General features: G+C 63.9%; 16 protein-coding genes. 8 read left to right on the top strand and 8 right to left on the bottom strand.

Features of this window, described 5'->3' with window-relative positions:
• Nucleotides 1-20 precede the first annotated feature (20 nt).
• Both A6723_RS21660 and A6723_RS21655 read left to right on the top strand, forming a co-directional pair.
• Nucleotides 21-461: a nuclear transport factor 2 family protein gene (locus tag A6723_RS21660; protein WP_054906531.1), complete on the top strand. Its 441-nt coding sequence runs from the start codon at nucleotides 21-23 to the stop codon at nucleotides 459-461.
• A 236-nt stretch (nucleotides 462-697) separates the two neighbouring features.
• Complete coding sequence (locus A6723_RS21655; protein ID WP_082450417.1) at nucleotides 698-1,951, top strand: RNA polymerase sigma factor; 1,254 nt, start codon at nucleotides 698-700, stop codon at nucleotides 1,949-1,951.
• On the opposite strand, the gene A6723_RS21650 is transcribed toward A6723_RS21655, so the two are convergent.
• From A6723_RS21650 to A6723_RS21630, 5 genes are all read right to left on the bottom strand, one after another.
• Nucleotides 1,952-2,725, bottom strand: coding sequence for an SDR family NAD(P)-dependent oxidoreductase (locus tag A6723_RS21650; RefSeq protein ID WP_054906530.1), 774 nt, complete (start codon nucleotides 2,723-2,725; stop codon nucleotides 1,952-1,954).
• A 286-nt stretch (nucleotides 2,726-3,011) separates the two neighbouring features.
• Complete coding sequence (locus tag A6723_RS21645; RefSeq protein ID WP_024767552.1) at nucleotides 3,012-3,815, bottom strand: gamma-glutamyl-gamma-aminobutyrate hydrolase family protein; 804 nt, start codon at nucleotides 3,813-3,815, stop codon at nucleotides 3,012-3,014.
• A gap of 384 nt (nucleotides 3,816-4,199) precedes the next feature.
• Complete coding sequence (locus tag A6723_RS21640; protein WP_054906529.1) at nucleotides 4,200-5,867, bottom strand: sensor domain-containing diguanylate cyclase; 1,668 nt, start codon at nucleotides 5,865-5,867, stop codon at nucleotides 4,200-4,202.
• Nucleotides 5,868-6,050: 183 nt separating this feature from the next.
• Nucleotides 6,051-6,395: a hypothetical protein gene (locus tag A6723_RS21635; protein ID WP_037008260.1), complete on the bottom strand. Its 345-nt coding sequence runs from the start codon at nucleotides 6,393-6,395 to the stop codon at nucleotides 6,051-6,053.
• Nucleotides 6,396-6,774: 379 nt separating this feature from the next.
• Nucleotides 6,775-8,103: an OprD family porin gene (locus A6723_RS21630; RefSeq protein WP_054906528.1), complete on the bottom strand. Its 1,329-nt coding sequence runs from the start codon at nucleotides 8,101-8,103 to the stop codon at nucleotides 6,775-6,777.
• Nucleotides 8,104-8,553: 450 nt separating this feature from the next.
• On the opposite strand from A6723_RS21630, the gene A6723_RS21625 reads away from it, so the two are divergent.
• From A6723_RS21625 to A6723_RS21605, 5 genes are all read left to right on the top strand, one after another.
• Nucleotides 8,554-8,931 (top strand): RidA family protein, encoded by a 378-nt coding sequence (locus A6723_RS21625; protein ID WP_054906527.1) that lies wholly within the window; start codon nucleotides 8,554-8,556, stop codon nucleotides 8,929-8,931.
• Between the two features lie 389 nt (nucleotides 8,932-9,320).
• A complete protein-coding gene (locus tag A6723_RS21620) occupies nucleotides 9,321-9,836 on the top strand; it encodes a hypothetical protein (RefSeq protein ID WP_054906526.1) in 516 nt (171 codons plus the stop codon).
• Nucleotides 9,837-9,897: 61 nt separating this feature from the next.
• The gene (locus A6723_RS21615) at nucleotides 9,898-10,737 is read left to right on the top strand and encodes a DUF692 domain-containing protein (protein WP_064979857.1); all 840 of its coding nucleotides are present in this window, start codon (nucleotides 9,898-9,900) and stop codon (nucleotides 10,735-10,737) included.
• Entirely contained in the window at nucleotides 10,730-11,518 is a 789-nt protein-coding gene (locus A6723_RS21610; RefSeq protein ID WP_054910562.1) for a DUF2063 domain-containing protein, read from the top strand. Before A6723_RS21615 ends, A6723_RS21610 begins: the two co-directional genes overlap by 8 nt.
• A complete protein-coding gene (locus tag A6723_RS21605) occupies nucleotides 11,515-11,937 on the top strand; it encodes an organic hydroperoxide resistance protein (protein WP_054910561.1) in 423 nt (140 codons plus the stop codon). Before A6723_RS21610 ends, A6723_RS21605 begins: the two co-directional genes overlap by 4 nt.
• Nucleotides 11,938-12,080: 143 nt before the next feature.
• On the opposite strand, the gene A6723_RS21600 is transcribed toward A6723_RS21605, so the two are convergent.
• The gene (locus tag A6723_RS21600; RefSeq protein ID WP_054910565.1) at nucleotides 12,081-13,505 is read right to left on the bottom strand and encodes a PLP-dependent aminotransferase family protein; all 1,425 of its coding nucleotides are present in this window, start codon (nucleotides 13,503-13,505) and stop codon (nucleotides 12,081-12,083) included.
• A gap of 80 nt (nucleotides 13,506-13,585) precedes the next feature.
• On the opposite strand from A6723_RS21600, the gene A6723_RS21595 reads away from it, so the two are divergent.
• Nucleotides 13,586-14,524 (top strand): DMT family transporter, encoded by a 939-nt coding sequence (locus A6723_RS21595; RefSeq protein ID WP_054910560.1) that lies wholly within the window; start codon nucleotides 13,586-13,588, stop codon nucleotides 14,522-14,524.
• Nucleotides 14,525-14,615: 91 nt separating this feature from the next.
• On the opposite strand, the gene A6723_RS21590 is transcribed toward A6723_RS21595, so the two are convergent.
• Nucleotides 14,616-15,125: a DoxX family protein gene (locus A6723_RS21590; RefSeq protein ID WP_054910559.1), complete on the bottom strand. Its 510-nt coding sequence runs from the start codon at nucleotides 15,123-15,125 to the stop codon at nucleotides 14,616-14,618.
• A gap of 75 nt (nucleotides 15,126-15,200) precedes the next feature.
• Nucleotides 15,201-15,839: a ferric reductase-like transmembrane domain-containing protein gene (locus tag A6723_RS21585; RefSeq protein WP_054910558.1), complete on the bottom strand. Its 639-nt coding sequence runs from the start codon at nucleotides 15,837-15,839 to the stop codon at nucleotides 15,201-15,203.
• Nucleotides 15,840-15,849: the final 10 nt, after the last annotated feature.

Below are 15,849 nucleotides of genomic sequence, written 5' to 3'. Positions count from 1 at the left end.
GCCTGAGCAGGAGACACCCCATGAATGCCGCTGAAAAGAACGCCGCCCACGCCGAACTTCACGCGCTGCTGGAGAGCTGGCTGAAAGCTGTCCGCGCCTCCGACGTGGAAGGCATCACCCGCCATTACACCCGTGACATCCTCGCCTTCGATGCGGTGAAGCAACTGCAATTCCAGGGCGTCGAGGCCTACGCCAGCCATTGGCGCGACTGCACGCAGATATGCAAGGAGCCCACTTTCGAGATTCACCAGCTGAGCTTCGAGAGTGGTGGCGAGACGGCCTTCGGGCACTACCTCGCCTACTGTGGCGGCACCGACGACAAGGGCCAGCACAACGCCTCCTGGGCGCGGGTGACGGTCGGCCTGCGCCGCGAGGCGGGGCAGTGGAAGATCGCCCACGAGCACTTCTCCATTCCCTTCGATCCGGCCACGGGGCAGTTGCTGTTCGATGCCAAGCCCTGATTCGGCCCTGCCCTTGCAGGAGCGAGCTTGCTCGCGAACCGCCTGATGCCATGCTTGCCCGGCGAGGTTCGCGAGCAAGCTCGCTCCTTCGATGCCCCCATCGGCCCGGTACGTGGCCGGCGACAAAGAAACACCCCGCAACGCTCTCCCACCGCACACCCGTCCGGTCACCTCCCACCCCGGCGAAAACCCGTGCAGGATAGGACGACTCAATTTCCGCCAAGGATCTTCGGCCCATGCACGAGTACGCTCCCCAGCCCCTGCGCGACGTGGTGGACGACATCTACCGTCGCGAGTCGCGTCGGGTGCTGGCCACGCTGATCCGCCTGCTGGGCGATTTCGACCTGGCCGAAGAAGCGCTGCATGAAGCCTTCGTCGCCGCCGTGGACCAGTGGCGGCGCGACGGCGTGCCGGCCAACCCGCGCGCCTGGCTGGTCTCCGCCGGGCGCTTCAAGGCCATCGACGGCCTGCGCCGCCGTTCGCGCTTCGATGCCTCCCTGGCGCAGATCGCGGAACAACTGGAAATCGACACGCAATCGGTAGAGGAACAGGCCGACGAAAGCGTCGAGGACGACCGCCTGCGGCTGATCTTCACCTGCTGCCACCCGGCGCTGCCGGCGGACTCGCAGGTACCGCTGACCCTGCGCGAGGTCTGCGACCTGAAGACCGAGGAAATCGCCCGCGCCTACCTCGCCACGCCCTCGACCATCGCCCAGCGTATCGTGCGCGCCAAGGCGAAAATCCGCGATGCGCAGATTCCCTACCAGGTGCCTGAGGCGGCGGAGCTGCCGGAGCGCCTGGCCAGCGTGCTGCGGGTCATCTACCTGGTGTTCAACGAAGGCTATTCGGCCTCGGCCGGCGACTCGCTGACGCGCACCGACCTGTCCGCCGAAGCCATCCGCCTGGGCCGGCAACTGCTGGAGTTGCTGCCGGAGGCGGAAGTGATGGGGCTGCTGGCGCTGATGCTGCTGCACGAGTCCCGACGTGAGGCACGCACTGCCGAGGATGGCGAGCTGGTGCTGTTGGAGAACCAGGATCGCGCGCGCTGGGATCGCGCGCTGATCGAGGAGGGCCAGCAACTGATCAGTGCCGCGCTGCGGACCCGCCGCGTCGGCCCTTACACGCTGCAAGCGGCCATCTCCGCTGTGCATGCTGCGGCTCCCGACATGGCCTCCACCGACTGGACGGAAATCGTCGGCCTCTACGACCTCCTGCTGGCCATGCAGCCCTCGCCGGTGATCGAGCTCAACCGCGCCGTGGCCCTGGCCATGCGCGACGGGCCCGAAGCAGGGTTGGTCCAGGTGGATGCCATCCTGGGCGGTGGCGAGCTGCAGGACTATCACCTGGCCCACGCCGCCCGCGCTGACTTCCTGCGCCGACTGGATCGCCGCGCGCAAGCACGCGAAGCCTACGCGCGCGCCCTGGCACTGGCGAAGCTGGAGCCGGAGCGGCGCTTCCTCGAGCTGCGCCTTCGCGAGCTGGGGGAGTAGCTACAGGCTGCTCACCAGATGCCCGCCGTCCACGGCCAGCACTGCGCCGGTCATGAAAGCGCCGGCCTCGCTGGCCAGCAGCAGGAAGGGACCTTCCAGTTCCTTGAGTTGGCCCAGGCGGCGCATGGGCACCGTGTCGCGGATGTAGGCCTGGCCCTTGTCGCTGTCGAAGAAGGCGTCGTTCATCTCGGTCTTGAAGTAGCCCGGCGCGATGGCGTTGACCCGCACGTTGAAGCGCGCCAGTTCCAGCGCCAGGGATTTGCTCAGTTGCACCACGCCGGCCTTGGCCGCGCAGTAGTGGCTGTAGCCGCCGCCCACGCGCAGGCCGAGGATCGAGGCGATGTTGACGATGCTACCGCCGCGGCCTGCCTTGGCCAGGCGTTGCGCTGCGCACTGGGCGACGCGCCAGACGCCGTCGAGGTTGGTGGAGAGCATGGCGCGCCAGTCTTCTTCGCTGACTTCCAGAGCGCGTTGGCCGTTGCCGATGCCGGCATTGTTCAGCACCACGTCGACCACGCCGAACTGCGCCTCGGCGCTGTCGAACGCCGCCTCGACACTGGCGCGATCGGTCACGTCCAGTGCCACGGCGTGTGCCTCGCCGCCCTCGGCTTGAATGGCTTGTGCAAGCTGCGCCAACCGCTCGGTGCGCCGCGCTGCGAGCACCACGCGGGCGCCAGCCTGCGCAGCCACGCGCGCCAGATGGGCGCCGATACCGCTGGAGGCACCGGTGACCAGCACGGTCTTGCCGGTGAGGGAGAAAAGGTCGTTGCTCATGGCTGTTCCTTGGTCGGTCAAGCGTAATCGCTGACCGCCAAGGTTAGCCCGAGGCGCCCTCAAGGGCGTGCAGGGTGTGCCATTCGCGCGGCTGATGACGTTTTCCGCATGGGTATCGCCCAGGCTCCACCCATACTACGACCTCGCTCCCTCATGGCCGGTGGAACCGGCCGCAGGATGGTGTGGAGCGACGCGATACCCATCAATGAGCGGGTATGCTGCAGTCGGGATCGCCAAAGAAAAAGCCCGGCACAAGGCCGGGCTTTTTCATGACGCGGGAAGCGAATCAGGCAGCCAGCTGGCGCGCCTGCTTCTTCTTCACCTGCTGACGGCAAGCATCGCCGAAAGCCTGGAAGATCTTCACCGAGTCGGGGTTCTTCGCCGCCTGCCATTCCGGGTGCCACTGCACCGCGAAGAGGAAGGAGGAAAGGGTCGGCGCATGGATCGCCTCGACCAGGCCGTCTTCGGCGTGGGCGATGGCTTCGATGCCCTTGCCCAGGTTCTTCAGGCCCTGGCCATGCAGCGAGTTGACGCGGATCTCGTCACCCAGCAGTTGCTGCAACCAGCTGCCCGCTTTCGGGCGAACGCCGTGGGCCGGGCTGTACTGCACGTCGACCGGGTCTTCGGGATTCTCGCGATGGTCATTGAAGCCGGGTTCGGCGTAGACCTTCTGGTAGATATCGCCGCCCAGGGCCACGTTGATTTCCTGCATGCCGCGGCAGATGCCGAAGATCGGCAGGCCACGCGCGATGGCGGCCTTGATCAGCGGGATGTCGAAGTTGTCGCGGTCCTTGTCCTGGCCCTTGCCGGGAGTTTCGTTCTCCTGGCCATACAGGGTCGGATCGATGTTGCTGCCGGCACCGGTCAGGTACACGCCGTCAGCCATGTCCAGGTATTGCTCGAGGTCTTCGATGCCGCAGCAGGTCGGTACCAGTACCGGCACGCAATCGGACTGTTCAACCAGGGGCACGATGTATTTGTGGGTCATTACCTGATAGTCGTGGCCTTTGCGCTCTTGGCTGCCCATGGACATCAGGACGACGGGTTTTCGGAGAGTCTGTTTCTTGTTGCCAATGTTGCTGTTGGACATATGTCACCTTTGGACGGGCTGCAGCCCATCGTTTTTGTGCAGGCGCGCAGCGGAAAGGCGCGCTACCTGAGGCCTCGAGCACTGCCGGGAGCGCACAGAAGGCGAAGTTTCCCGGTCGAAACCTGCCTACCAGCCTGCCAGAGCCGTTAAATATGTCAAACGAATTCGACGGAGGGCGTCAAAAATAATGGCCGATATCTTGTCTGACAATTATTTTAAGCTGTTGTATTTGAAGGATATTTTCAAATAGCTGTGCGTGCTGAAAAGTCCATTATTTAAAACGCGCAGCGCTAATGGTGAAAAATTCTGAACATTTTTTCATGGCGCTGTGCGGGATCGTCCACAGGCGCGCCGGGCGGCGCGCTCTGCCTCGCGGGTTTGCCGTCAGTGGCATTCGACGCGGTTACGGCCGTTCTGCTTGGCCCGGTACAAGGCGCTGTCACTGCGGGAGAGGGCGACCTCGGCGGAACTGTCGCCGGATTCCAGGACGGCGACGCCGATGCTGATGGTCAGCGGTATGCGCTGGCCTGCATGCATCAGCGGCTGGTCGGCCAGTTGCTGCTGCAGGCGCTGGGCGAACACCTCGGCACTGCCGAGGTCGGCGTCGCCCAGCACCACGGCGAATTCTTCCCCGCCCATGCGGCCGGCGAAGTCGACGCGACGGATGGCCCGGGCCAGGATGCCGGCGCAGTGGCGCAGCGCTTCATCACCCACGGCATGGCCCCAACGGTCGTTGATCGCCTTGAAGTGGTCGATGTCGCACATCAGGATCGCCGCGCTGCGCTCCACGCTTCGCTGCACGCGGCCCAGTTCGGCCTCTATCAGGTGCATGAAGTGGCCACGGTTGGGCAACTGGGTGAGGTAGTCGGTCGTCGCCAGCAGTTGCAGCTCGGCTTCGATGCGCTTGCGTTCGGTGATGTCGGTGATGAAGCCGTGCCAGATCAGGCTGCCATCCTCTATCCGCTTGGGGTGTGCATTGCCTTGCCGCCAGAACACTCCGCGTTCGGGAATCACCACGCGGTACTCGTGGCGCCAGGGCTGCATCTGGAGGGCGGAGTTCTCCAGGGACGCCAGGCAGGCGTCCAGGTCTTCCGGGTGGATCACCTGGCGCAGGAAGCTCGAGTCACTGCGAACCTCTTCGGGCAATACACCATAGATGTCCAGCACGCCGGCGCTGACGTAGGGGAAGGTGCCGGTGCCGTCAGGCAAACGACGGAACTGGAAGACCATGCCGGGGATTTCGTTGGTCAGGTCGGTGAGCAATTGCACGCTTTCGCGCAGTTGTTCGGCGACCTCGCGCAGGGCGGTAATGTCGGTGGTGGTGCCGAGCATGCGCAGGGCATTGCCGGCGGCATCGCGCTCCACCACCTTGCCGCGGCTGCAGACCCAGAGGTAGTGGCCGTCCTTGTGCTGCAGCCGGTGTTCCACTTCATAGGATTCGGTACGGCCCTCGAAGTGGTCGCGCATGGCGCTTTGCACATAGTCGAGGTCGTCCGGGTGGATGCGGGTGTAGGCGTCCTCGATGCAACTGCCGATTTCGTCGTCGGCGTAGCCCAGCAGTGACTTCCAGGCGCTGGAGTAATGTATCTGGCCGGTGGTTACGTGGCGGTCCCAGATCCCGGTGCCGCTGCCGTCAACCGCCAGGGCCATGCGCCGCTCGCTTTCCCGTAGCGGCGCGCGGGCACGCTCGAGCAGGGCTTCGCCCAGTTCCAGCACGTCCGCCAGCAGGGCGTGCTGGTCCTGGCTGAGCGCTCTGTCGCCATTGCCCAGCAGCAGCAGTCGGGCCCGTGGAAAGCCTTCCTCGTCGCGCAGTATTTCGCTGGAGAGCAGGTGCAGCTCGCGGCCGTGCTGGTGCAGGGGAGTGGCGGCATCGAGGGAAAGCAGGGTGGTCAGGGAGAGGGCAACGGCACTCTCGATGCCGAGGTGGCCGAGCAACTGGCCGTGCATGTCGATGAGCAGGACGGCGCAATCGCCACCCGCGTGACGGGCGAGACGTAGCAGACCGTCGTATCGCCCGTGCTCCTTTACCCCAGGTTTACTGGAAGTTCGCATCCGATAGCAGCTTCTTCAACGGAGGATGGGCGTGGTTCTGGATTGAGTCGCGTGCCGGACATGCGGCAGGCGGACGCAGGTGGCTTTATGAAATCACGGCAGTTGAGCGGCCACAATGTCCGCTTGCGACAAGAGCGACGAACGCGCTCGCCCGCCGGGCCTGCGGCGGGCGAGGGGGCGATGTCAGTTGATCAACTGGTCGATCAGCACGGCGTTGGTGTAGATCAGGCTGCCATCACTGGCCCGGTGGCCCACCAGGTGGAATTGCCCACGGTGTTCCACTCCGCCCAGGTACACGCGGAACATGCAGTCCGCCAGCGGCCCATAGCCTTCGGGCATGTGCAGATCGAGGGTATCGAGGTCGGCATCGACCATCATTTCCCGCTGGCCGTTCTCCTGCAGGTAGACCTCGGCCTGTTCGAGGTGCAGGCGGTCCTGGTCGGTCAGGTAGAAGCGGATGTCTTCCAGCGGCGTGGGTTTCTGCTCGGCGGTGGTCTTGCACCAGCCTTCGAGGGTCATTGCGCTCATGGTGAGGTGCCTCCGGGGTTCGCGTGAGGATTACCACGCTGTCGGAGAGTTGGACCGCCGCGCCGTTCGATTCGATCACTTTTTGTTCAGGCGGTTTGCCGAGCGATATTAACGGGCATAAAAAAAGCCGCTCCAGAGGAGCGGCTCGAAGGACGTCGAAGGAGCAATCACAATATCAACGTCAGGAGTTGTCTTCCGCAGGGAAAGTGCGGAAGCGGGAAGATGGGGTCATTCTAGAAAGTTGTAGTCGCGGGATAAACCGTCATTCCGGGAACAGACTTTCTGTTCGGGCGTAATAATCTCACCCGAACACGGGGCGAACATTCAGACGAATCCGAAAGTTGCCCCGTGCAATTATCGTGGCAAATATCCGGGTCGATTACAGGATCGACAGCGGATATTCGACGATCAGGCGCATCTCGTTGTTGTCGGCTTCACCCTGGTCGGCGTTGGCGCGGTGGAACGCCTGGCGCAGGCGGAAGGACAGGTCCTTCGCCGGGCCGGCCTGGACAACATACTTGGCTTCGAAGTCGGTCTCGTGGTGGCTGCCGTCCTCACCGTACAGACCGGCGTAGGCGCCATCCGCGTCGGCGTGGCTGCCGTCGATGCCGGTACCGTTGATGTAGCGGGCCATGAAGCTCAGGCCCGGTACGCCGTAGGTGTCCATCGCCAGGTCGTAGCGAACCTGCCAGGAGCGCTCGCCCGGACCGTTGAAGTCGGAGTACTGCACGGAGTTGGCGAGGAATACCGAGTCACCGGTGGCGCCGTCGCCGTCGTCGCCGAAGCCGACGTAGTCGAACGGGGTGTCGCCATGCACCTTCTGGTAGGCCAGGGTGACAGTGTGTGCCTGCAGGAAGGAGTAAGCGGCTGCCAGCGACCAGGTGGTGTTGCTGATCTCGCCGGCCTTGGCCTGGCCTTCGTCGTTGGTGCGGTAGATGTTGAAGTCGAAGGCCAGCGACTGGTCATTTGCGACCGGCAGCACCCAGTTCACGTTGCCGTAGTACTGGCGCCAGATGTCCTTGAACTCGGAGCCGTACAGCGAAACGCTCAGGTTGTCGTTGATCGCGTACTTGCCGCCGAGGAAGTCGACGTCACTGGTTTCCACGCCGGCGTAGGCTGCCCACAGGCCGCCGTCGCGAGCGGTGGTGACCGGGCTGGTGCCGGAAGTGAAGTGGCCGGCTTCCAGGTCCAGGCCTTCGATCTCGCTGCTCAGCAGGTTGAAGCCCGAAGCGGTCTGCGGGATCAGGCGGGTGCCGCCAGCGGCGAACACCGGAGCGGTCGGCTGCATGTCACCGAATTTCAGCTCGGTCTTGGAGATGCGCACCTTCAGCGCGCCACCGGCCTTGCCGTAGTCATCGTCCGGCTTGCCGTCGTTGCCTACCGGCAGGTTGCCGGTACCCGCGCGGCCGCGGCCGGCGTCGAGCTTGATGCCCAGATAGCCGAAGGCGTCCACGCCGAAGCCGACGGTGCCCTGGGTGTAGCCGGAGGAGAAGTTCGCCAGGAAGCCCTGGGTCCAGTCGCGGTTGTCGCCTGCGCCGTTCTTGCCGTCGTGGTCGTAGTACTGGTTGCGCAGCAGGACGTCGAACTTGGCGTCCTCGACGAAGCCCTTGGCATCGGCCTGATCGGTGACGAAGGATTCGGCGCTGGCGAACTGGCTGGCGGCGGCGGAAACAGCGAGCACGATGGCGCTGCGTTTGAGGTGCTTCATGGATATTGCCCCTAGAGTCTTGGAGGACCGGTTCGATTAATAGCGTGAGAGCCGGACGTTTTTATAGGCAGGCACAATGAATCCGAACATGGATGGACCACGGCGGAAAATCGCAGGAAGTTGCGTTGGCATTGTTGCAGTTAACTGGCTTTTAATTCCCCCGCGAATTGCTCCAGACGCGGAAGAGCCGACGTCATAATGCCCAAAGAGTTCGCCGTTTAAATCACGGATTATGAGAAGGTCTATATCCTGAATTGTAATAATCAGGACTTTTGTCGAGTTGACACAATGGCTGCGGAAGTTTCGTCGGGACTGTTCATGTCACTGTTTCCGGGGGCTGCGGGCACGGTGACATGGCGCGTGGCGGGGCGATACGGCTAAGCTGCGCGACCCGGCCGCCACACCTGGTGCGGCGACGTGCCCCATTCATCGACAGCAGAGATTTGTCCCATGACGCCTACCTTCATCCCCGACGCGGACCCCGAATCCATCTCCTCCGACGTCGCCGGCTTCGGCGGCCTGCTGGTTTCCACGCAGATCCCCACCCTTGAGGACGGCAGCCTGGAACTGGGCGACATCAAGGCCCAGAGCGAAGCCACCCTGCGCAGCCTGCAACTGGCCCTGGAAAAGGCCGGCAGCGGCCTGGACCACGTCCTGCATCTGACCATCTACCTCACCAGCATGGCCGACCGCGCCGCGTTCAACGAGGTGTATTGCAGCTTCTTCGCCAAGCCCTATCCGGTGCGCGCCGCCGTCGGCATTTCCGAGCTGGCGGTCGAAGGCATGAAGGTGGAAGTCACCGCCATCGCCGCCAAGCGCGCGGGCTGATCTTCCTGCCTTTGTAGGATCGGGCCGCTCTGCGGCCCTTTCTTTTTCGGCCGCCTCTGTGATGTGGCCATGCTGGTTCGCGAGCTTGCTCGCTCCTGCAAAGAGCCTTGCAGGCTGACCGGCTGCCTGTAGGAGCGAGCTTGCTCGCGAACCTCCCCGCTCCAGATCCCCGCCGCTTGTATTGCTTTGTATCTGCCGCTCGCTGAGCGGACACACGCATACAAAAGCCTCCAGTCGCCGATACGCCCGCGATACATCGTTGCGGCGAAATAGCCCTACCCGAACGACACAACGCGACGGCAGGGAAAACCCTCCAGAGCATCGTTCCAGGGATTCGCCCTTGCGGCATGACCCGGCGCCCAGCGCGCCACAGCATCTGGAGAAGCACCATGACTCGACTCTCGAAATCCCAGCTTGGCCTGATCGCCGTTGCCCTGGCCGGCGGCCTGAACATGGCGTCTTCCGCCTTCGCCGTCGAAGCCCTGCCGCAGGGCTACCAGCTGGCTTCCGCCGCCAAGGCCGGGGAGGGCAAGTGTGGCGAGGGCAAGTGCGGCGCCGCCAAGCAAACCAAGGCCAGCCAGGCTGAAGGCAAATGCGGCGAAGGCAAATGCGGTGCCGACGGCGCCCAGGCCAAGGCTACCGGCGCCGAGGGCAAGTGCGGTGAAGGCAAATGTGGTGACGCCTCCTTCGCCCGTACCGATGCCGACCACGATGGCCGGGTCTCCCGCGCCGAATTGCTGGCCGTGGCGCCCAAGGCCAACGCCGAGTTCGATGCCATCGATGCCAACCACGACGGCTACCTCTCCGAAGCCGAGGTCTACCAGTTCCGCAAGAACCAGTTCGACTCCAACGGCAAGCCGTTCCCGTCCGACCTGTACAGCAAGCTGAGCCAGGCCAGGAACTGACATTCCCCGCAGACCTCCCCGCGCCGCTGGCCGGGGAGGGCACTTCGCCCAGGAGACCGCCATGACCACATCCCTCAATGGAGCCGGCCTCGGCCTGCGCCGCGCCCTGCTGCCCGACCTGCTGACAATGGACGACCGCGCCGTAGATTTCCTCGAAGTCGCCCCGGACAACTGGATCGGTGTCGGCGGCTCCTATGGCGAAGGCCTGGCGCGCCTGGCCGAACGCTTCCCGCTGTCCTGCCACGGCCTGTCACTGTCCCTCGGCGGCCCGGAGCCGCTGGACCACGTGTTCCTGCACCGTGTCCGCGAGTTCCTCGACCAGCACCACGTGCCCCTGTTCAGCGAGCACCTGAGTTACTGCTCCGACGAAGGCCATCTCTACGACCTGATTCCCATGCCCTTTACCGACGAAGCCGTGCGCCACATCGCCGGGCGCATCCGTGAAGTGCAGGACATCCTCGGCCGCCGCATCGCCGTGGAGAACATCTCCTACTACGCAGCACCTTATCAGGCGCTGAGCGAAATCGATTTCCTGCGCGCCGTGCTGAGCGAGGCTGACTGCGACCTGCTGCTGGACGTCAACAACCTCTACGTCAACGCCCACAACCACGGCTACGACGCCGCCAGCTTCCTGGCCCGCGTGCCGGCGGATCGTGTCGCCTGCCTACACGTCGCCGGGCATTACGACGAGGCGCCGGACCTGAAGGTCGACACCCACGGCGCAGCGGTGAAGGACGATGTCTGGACCTTGCTGGCCAGCGCCTACCAGCATCTGGGCACGGTCCCGACCTTGCTGGAACGAGACTTCAACCTGCCGCCGCTCGCCGAATTGCTCGGCGAGGTGGACTGCATCCGCCGCCTGCAAAGCACTGTTCGCCAGCCGGAGGTGCGCCATGGCTGAATCCCTGCGCGAACAGCAACTGCGCATGACCCGCTTCATCCGCGACCCGCAGGCCAATGAACCGCCGCCCGGCATCGAGGCGCATCGCCTGGCGGTCTACCGGCAATTGTTCTTCGGCAACCTGCAATCGCTGCTGGCCGGCAATTTCCCGGTGCTGCAGGCCAGCCTCGCGCACGAGCATTGGCAAGCGCTGACCGAGGATTTCTACGCCGGCTTCCGTTGCCAGACGCCGCTCTTCACGGAGGTTGCCGGCGAGTTCGTCGACTACCTCGAAAGCCGCGGCGAGCAGCCCGGCTGGGTGGCCGAGCTGGCCCACTACGAGTGGATCGAGACCGCGCTGCTGCTCAGCGACAAGGCCGAACCGGCCCATGATCCGGACGGCGACCTGCTCGATGGCGTACCGCAGCTCTCCAGCCTCGCGCTGCCGCTGGCCTACGTCTGGCCGGTCAGCCACATCGGGCCCGAGCACATCCCGCAGCAAGCCCCGCTCGAGCCGACACTGCTGCTGGCACACCGCGGCGCGGACCTGAAGGTGCACTTCTCGCGCCTGGCCCCGCTGGCCCATGCGCTGCTGGTGTCGCTGCAGCAATGGCAACTTACCGGTCGCGAACACCTGAAGGCGCTGGCGGAAATCGCCGGCATCGAACTGGCCGCGATCGAAGAGCAGGGCATCGCCCTGTTGCGCAGCCTGAAAGAGCAAGGCGTGGTGATCGGCACCCGCCCCAACTGCACCACACCGCGTCGTCCTCACTTGGCCCGCCCTGAAGGAGAAGCGTCATGACCGATGCCCTGGCAAGCGTGATCTACACCGCCCACACCCACACTACCGGAGGTCGCGACGGTCGCGGCCAGACTGTCGACGGTGACTTGGATCTGCCCCTGAGCCCGCCCGGTTCCGGCCGCCCCGGCACCAACCCCGAGCAACTGTTCGCCATTGGCTGGTCCGCCTGCTTCATCGGCGCCCTGCGCCGCGCCGGGCAGAAGCTGAACGTACGCCTGCCAGCCGATGTGGCGGTGGACGCCGAGGTCTCCCTGGGCAACACCGCCGACGGTGGTTTCGCCCTGGCTGCCCAGCTCACCGTGCACCTGCCGGGGCTGGAGGCCGAGGACAAGGCGAAGCTGGTCGATGAGGCTCACCAGATCTGCCCGTATTCCAAGGCGACTCGCGGCAATATCGAAGTGGGGTTCGTGATTCCCTGATCTGCTTGTTATCCACAGCCCAGCCCAGCCCGCGCGCCGTCATCGGTGCTCGGGCTTTTTTCTTTTCTGTAGGAGCGAGCTTGCTCGCGAACCGGTCTGGCTGCAGGCCAGCCGGGGAAACCCGTTTGCGAGCAACCTCTCGCCTATGAGCGTTCCGTGGACGCTGTATCACTGTCCAGAGCGACCGAGAGCGCCTGGAATCCCAAACACAACTGCGAGTCATCCATCGCTCCGTCGCAGATGCTGACCCTGACGAACTGCGGAACTGCGGCGTGACCGACAGCAAAGGATTCCGCGGTCGCGATGCGGTAGTGCTTGGCCGCCAAGTCGCTTTCCACGTCCGAGGCGCGCCATGGCTCGGGCACCTGGATCCAGAAATGCGGGCTCCTGGAATGGGTTCGGTAGTTCAATCCTTCCAGCAACTGCGTCACCAGTGCCTTGCGGCGAGCGATCTCGGCGGCTTGTTGCTGCAGGAGGTTCAGCGCGGTGCCGTCATCGATCCAGCGGGTGGCCAACTCCAGGGGTAGGGGAGTAGCCATCCAGCAGGAGCCTCGCAGCGCTGCTCCCAGCCGGCTTACCATCGCTACGGGGGCGTGCAGGTAGCCGACGCGAAGGCCGGCGGCGACCGCCTTGCTCATACCGCCAATCAGGATGCTTCGCTCGGGGGCGAAGTGACTCAAGGGCGCGGGCCGATCTTCCAGCAGGACCGCATGGGTTTCGTCCTCGATGATCAGCAGGTTGTGCTCCCGGCAAATGGTCACGATGGCCTGCCGACGTTCCGTGGGCAGGATGGAGGTCGTGGGATTCTGCAGAGTAGGGGTGCAATACAGGGCAGTAACTCGGTGCAGTCGGCAGAGTTCGTCCAGCGAGTGCGGTAGCAATCCGTCGTCGTCCATCGTTGCCGCCAGAAGACGAATACCCAGCAGTCGCGCTGCACTGATCAGGCCAGGGTAGGTGAGAGGTTCGGTCACCAGGGTGTCGCCGGGCCGCAGCAGCGCCATCAGCGTACAAAGCAGGGCGTGTTGGCTGCCGTTGGTGCACAGCACCTGCTCAGGGTGAGCGCGGAAACCATGGCTGGAAAGCCACTTCGCCCCGGCTGCACGGAAGCGCGGCAGGCCGACCTCCGGCGTGTAGATCATCAGCTCGCCCAGCGTGCTTGCATCCTGTGCAAGGTTCATCAGGCTCTGTGCCAGCAGGCTGGTCTCGGCGCCGGGAATGTGCAGGTTGCGGCTCATGTCGCAGAACGCCGGGGGTTCAGCGACATTGCGGTAACCCTCGTCGCGTTTGCGCTCCAGGCCATGCCGGCGAACGAAGGTCCCATCACCCACCCTTGGCACCACCAGGCCCATACGCTCGAGCTCGGCGTAGGCGCGGCTTACCGTGCCCACCGTGACATTGAGTTTGTAGGCCAGAATGCGTTGGGGAATGAGCTTGCTGCCGGCTGCGAGGGAGCCATCGAGAATGCACTGCTCCAGGGCTGACGCGAGGCGTTTGTATTTTACGCCGCGCCCCGATTCCAGTGCGTTGCGGAGTATTGACACGGTGTCAATATAAGTTTTGACAGTCATTTTCCAGGCCAATAGCTTCAGATTGAACGGGTTAATTTTAATGAAAGTACCCATTCATGGTGCAACCAGGAGCTTTGGTCATGACTATTTGCGCTACCCGCGAACTCTCCACCATTGCCAGGAGGCGGCTGGCAGGTGCCGTGACGGTCGTGCTGTTCTTGACCGTGTGCCTCAGTTGGGGCACTACCTGGCTGGGAATCAGTATCGCCGTTGAAACGGTGCCACCGCTGACGGCATCCGGTCTGCGCTTCCTGATCGCCTTTCCATTGTTCCTGGCATTCGCCAGGCTGCGCGGCGACGCGATTGTCTTTCCTCGACGCAGCAGCGGCTTCTTCATTTTCGTCACGTTGTGCTACTTCGGCGTGCCGTACTTCCTCCTCAACTACGGCGAGACCCTGGTTTCCTCAGGGCTGACAGCGCTGCTGTTCAGTTGCATGCCCGTATTCATCCTGATCTTCTCGGCGATATTCCTGCGAGAAAGGATCCAGACACTCCAGGTGATCGGCATCGCCATCGGCTTTGCCAGCCTGTACATGATTCTTCGTGAGCAGGGACTGGGCTTCGAACACCAGGGTTTCATTGGCGTCCTGGCCATCCTTGCGGCCGCGCTGATGCATGCCTTGTGCTATGTAGTGACCAAGCAGAAAGGCTCGGCGATCAGCGTTATTACCTACAACACTTTGCCCATCGGCCTTGCCGGGCTGGCGCTGTTCAGCTTTGGATTGCTGGTAGAGCGGCCGTCGTTTTCGCAGATATCCGCCAGGTCCTGGTGGGCGCTGACATACCTAGGGCTGTGCGCTTCGGTTGGCGGTTTCCTCGTCTACTTCTTCTTGTTGAAACGACTGAGCCCTGTGGTCCTGTCCTTTGTGTTCATCATTTTCCCTGTCTTTGCGGTGATCATCGGGGCTTGGTACGAGGGGCAAGCGATCTCCACCAGCCTGGCGCTCTATTCGCTGCTGTTATTGCTGGGTTTTGCCATCACCAAGTTGCCTCTGGCGTCGCTGTTTGCGCGCAAGTAATGGGGGCGTCTGCTGCGGAAGCGACAAGGGAAAGGCAAACCTGCCTTTCCCTTTCCCTTTCCCTTTCCCTTCCCCTTGTCCGAAGCAGGGGTCAGCTGTGCGAGCGATACAACCGGCGGACCATCCCATCCACACTCAGCGCTCCTGCACCTTTCAACAGCAGCGGTAGCAGTGCGACTAGATAGATCAGCGGCAGCTTGTAGTTGCCGAAGCCATGGTCGGTGATCGAATAGCCCTGGGCGAGCTCGGACAAGGTCGACCACTGCGCCGGCCAGTGCACCGCGGCGATGGCGACGATGGTGACGACGATCAGCGAGGCGGAAGCGAAGCGCGTGGCCAAGCCGAGCAGGAGCAGGATCGGTGCGATCAGTTCGGCCCACATTGACACCTGCCAGTCGAAGCCGGCGGAGAAGTGGTTGAAGGGGAAGGGGAAGCTGGCGTGGATCTGTTCGAACCAGTTGTCGCCATGCCATTTCTCCAGGCCTGATTCGAAGAACTCCCAGGCCAGGAACAGCCGCAGGGGAATGTCCCAGCCCCAGGCGGCGAGGCGGTCGAGTTGGTCGAGGACGGTCTTGATCGGGTTCAGGGTCAGCAGGGTCATGGTGCACCTCTTGGGCAAGGTCGTGGGCAAGGCTTGGGCGTGCGGCAATAGCCCGGTCGTCGATGAAGTCGAGGCTCAGGCGTTCGGCAGCGCGGGGCGTGCGCTACGGCGCAGGCGCACGGCCAGCTTGGCGACGAGCTTGAAGGCGATGGCGCTGAAGATCAGGCCGAAGCCCAGCGGGTACCAGGAGCCCATCGGCAGGCGCTTGTAGAAGGAGAGCAGGAAGACTCCGGCGATCACCCAGGTGCCGGTGCTGTGCAGCAGTTTCCAGGCACGGGCGCCGAGCAGTCTCACTGCGTAGGGGAAAGACGTGAGGGTCAGCAGGATGATTAAGACATAACCGACGGAGCCGGGGATGTTCGCGGTGGCGCTGCGGCCGTGCCAGAAGGTCTCGGGGAAGAACTTCACATAGAGGATGATCAGCACCGCGTGCACGGCGTGGGAGAAGGCGAAGGCCAGCCCGAGGAAGCGTCGCTCACGCAGCAGGCCGCGGGTGAAGCCGCTCGGTACCAATGCCATCAGGGACGAGGCGAGAAAGGTGGCGAGGAAGAGCGCGAAGGACGTGCGGGCGGTGACACGGATCGCGCTACGCAGGGCCTCGACCCATTGCGGTTGGCTCCACAGGGCCAATGCGGTGGCGAGCAGCACCAGGGCGGACAGCAGGGAGAACAGGCGCCAGCCATGCAGGCTGGCGTTTTCGGCGGGACGGTTCATGGCAGGCTCC

This window comes from Pseudomonas sp. AU11447, from assembly GCF_001672555.2.
Taxonomy (GTDB): Bacteria; Pseudomonadota; Gammaproteobacteria; order Pseudomonadales; family Pseudomonadaceae; genus Pseudomonas; species Pseudomonas nitroreducens.
This window is presented reverse-complemented; position numbering and strand designations above follow the sequence as displayed.

What these genes read in the sequence shown, in the direction of transcription:
- A6723_RS21660 (WP_054906531.1), top strand. Translation starts at nt 21, where the DNA reads ATGAATGCCGCTGAAAAGAACGCCGCCCACGCCGAACTTCACGCGCTG.
- A6723_RS21655 (WP_082450417.1), top strand. Translation starts at nt 698, where the DNA reads ATGCACGAGTACGCTCCCCAGCCCCTGCGCGACGTGGTGGACGACATC.
- A6723_RS21650 (WP_054906530.1), bottom strand. Translation starts at nt 2,725, where the DNA reads ATGAGCAACGACCTTTTCTCCCTCACCGGCAAGACCGTGCTGGTCACC.
- A6723_RS21645 (WP_024767552.1), bottom strand. Translation starts at nt 3,815, where the DNA reads ATGTCCAACAGCAACATTGGCAACAAGAAACAGACTCTCCGAAAACCC.
- A6723_RS21640 (WP_054906529.1), bottom strand. Translation starts at nt 5,867, where the DNA reads ATGCGAACTTCCAGTAAACCTGGGGTAAAGGAGCACGGGCGATACGAC.
- A6723_RS21635 (WP_037008260.1), bottom strand. Translation starts at nt 6,395, where the DNA reads ATGAGCGCAATGACCCTCGAAGGCTGGTGCAAGACCACCGCCGAGCAG.
- A6723_RS21630 (WP_054906528.1), bottom strand. Translation starts at nt 8,103, where the DNA reads ATGAAGCACCTCAAACGCAGCGCCATCGTGCTCGCTGTTTCCGCCGCC.
- A6723_RS21625 (WP_054906527.1), top strand. Translation starts at nt 8,554, where the DNA reads ATGACGCCTACCTTCATCCCCGACGCGGACCCCGAATCCATCTCCTCC.
- A6723_RS21620 (WP_054906526.1), top strand. Translation starts at nt 9,321, where the DNA reads ATGACTCGACTCTCGAAATCCCAGCTTGGCCTGATCGCCGTTGCCCTG.
- A6723_RS21615 (WP_064979857.1), top strand. Translation starts at nt 9,898, where the DNA reads ATGACCACATCCCTCAATGGAGCCGGCCTCGGCCTGCGCCGCGCCCTG.
- A6723_RS21610 (WP_054910562.1), top strand. Translation starts at nt 10,730, where the DNA reads ATGGCTGAATCCCTGCGCGAACAGCAACTGCGCATGACCCGCTTCATC.
- A6723_RS21605 (WP_054910561.1), top strand. Translation starts at nt 11,515, where the DNA reads ATGACCGATGCCCTGGCAAGCGTGATCTACACCGCCCACACCCACACT.
- A6723_RS21600 (WP_054910565.1), bottom strand. Translation starts at nt 13,505, where the DNA reads ATGACTGTCAAAACTTATATTGACACCGTGTCAATACTCCGCAACGCA.
- A6723_RS21595 (WP_054910560.1), top strand. Translation starts at nt 13,586, where the DNA reads ATGACTATTTGCGCTACCCGCGAACTCTCCACCATTGCCAGGAGGCGG.
- A6723_RS21590 (WP_054910559.1), bottom strand. Translation starts at nt 15,125, where the DNA reads ATGACCCTGCTGACCCTGAACCCGATCAAGACCGTCCTCGACCAACTC.
- A6723_RS21585 (WP_054910558.1), bottom strand. Translation starts at nt 15,839, where the DNA reads ATGAACCGTCCCGCCGAAAACGCCAGCCTGCATGGCTGGCGCCTGTTC.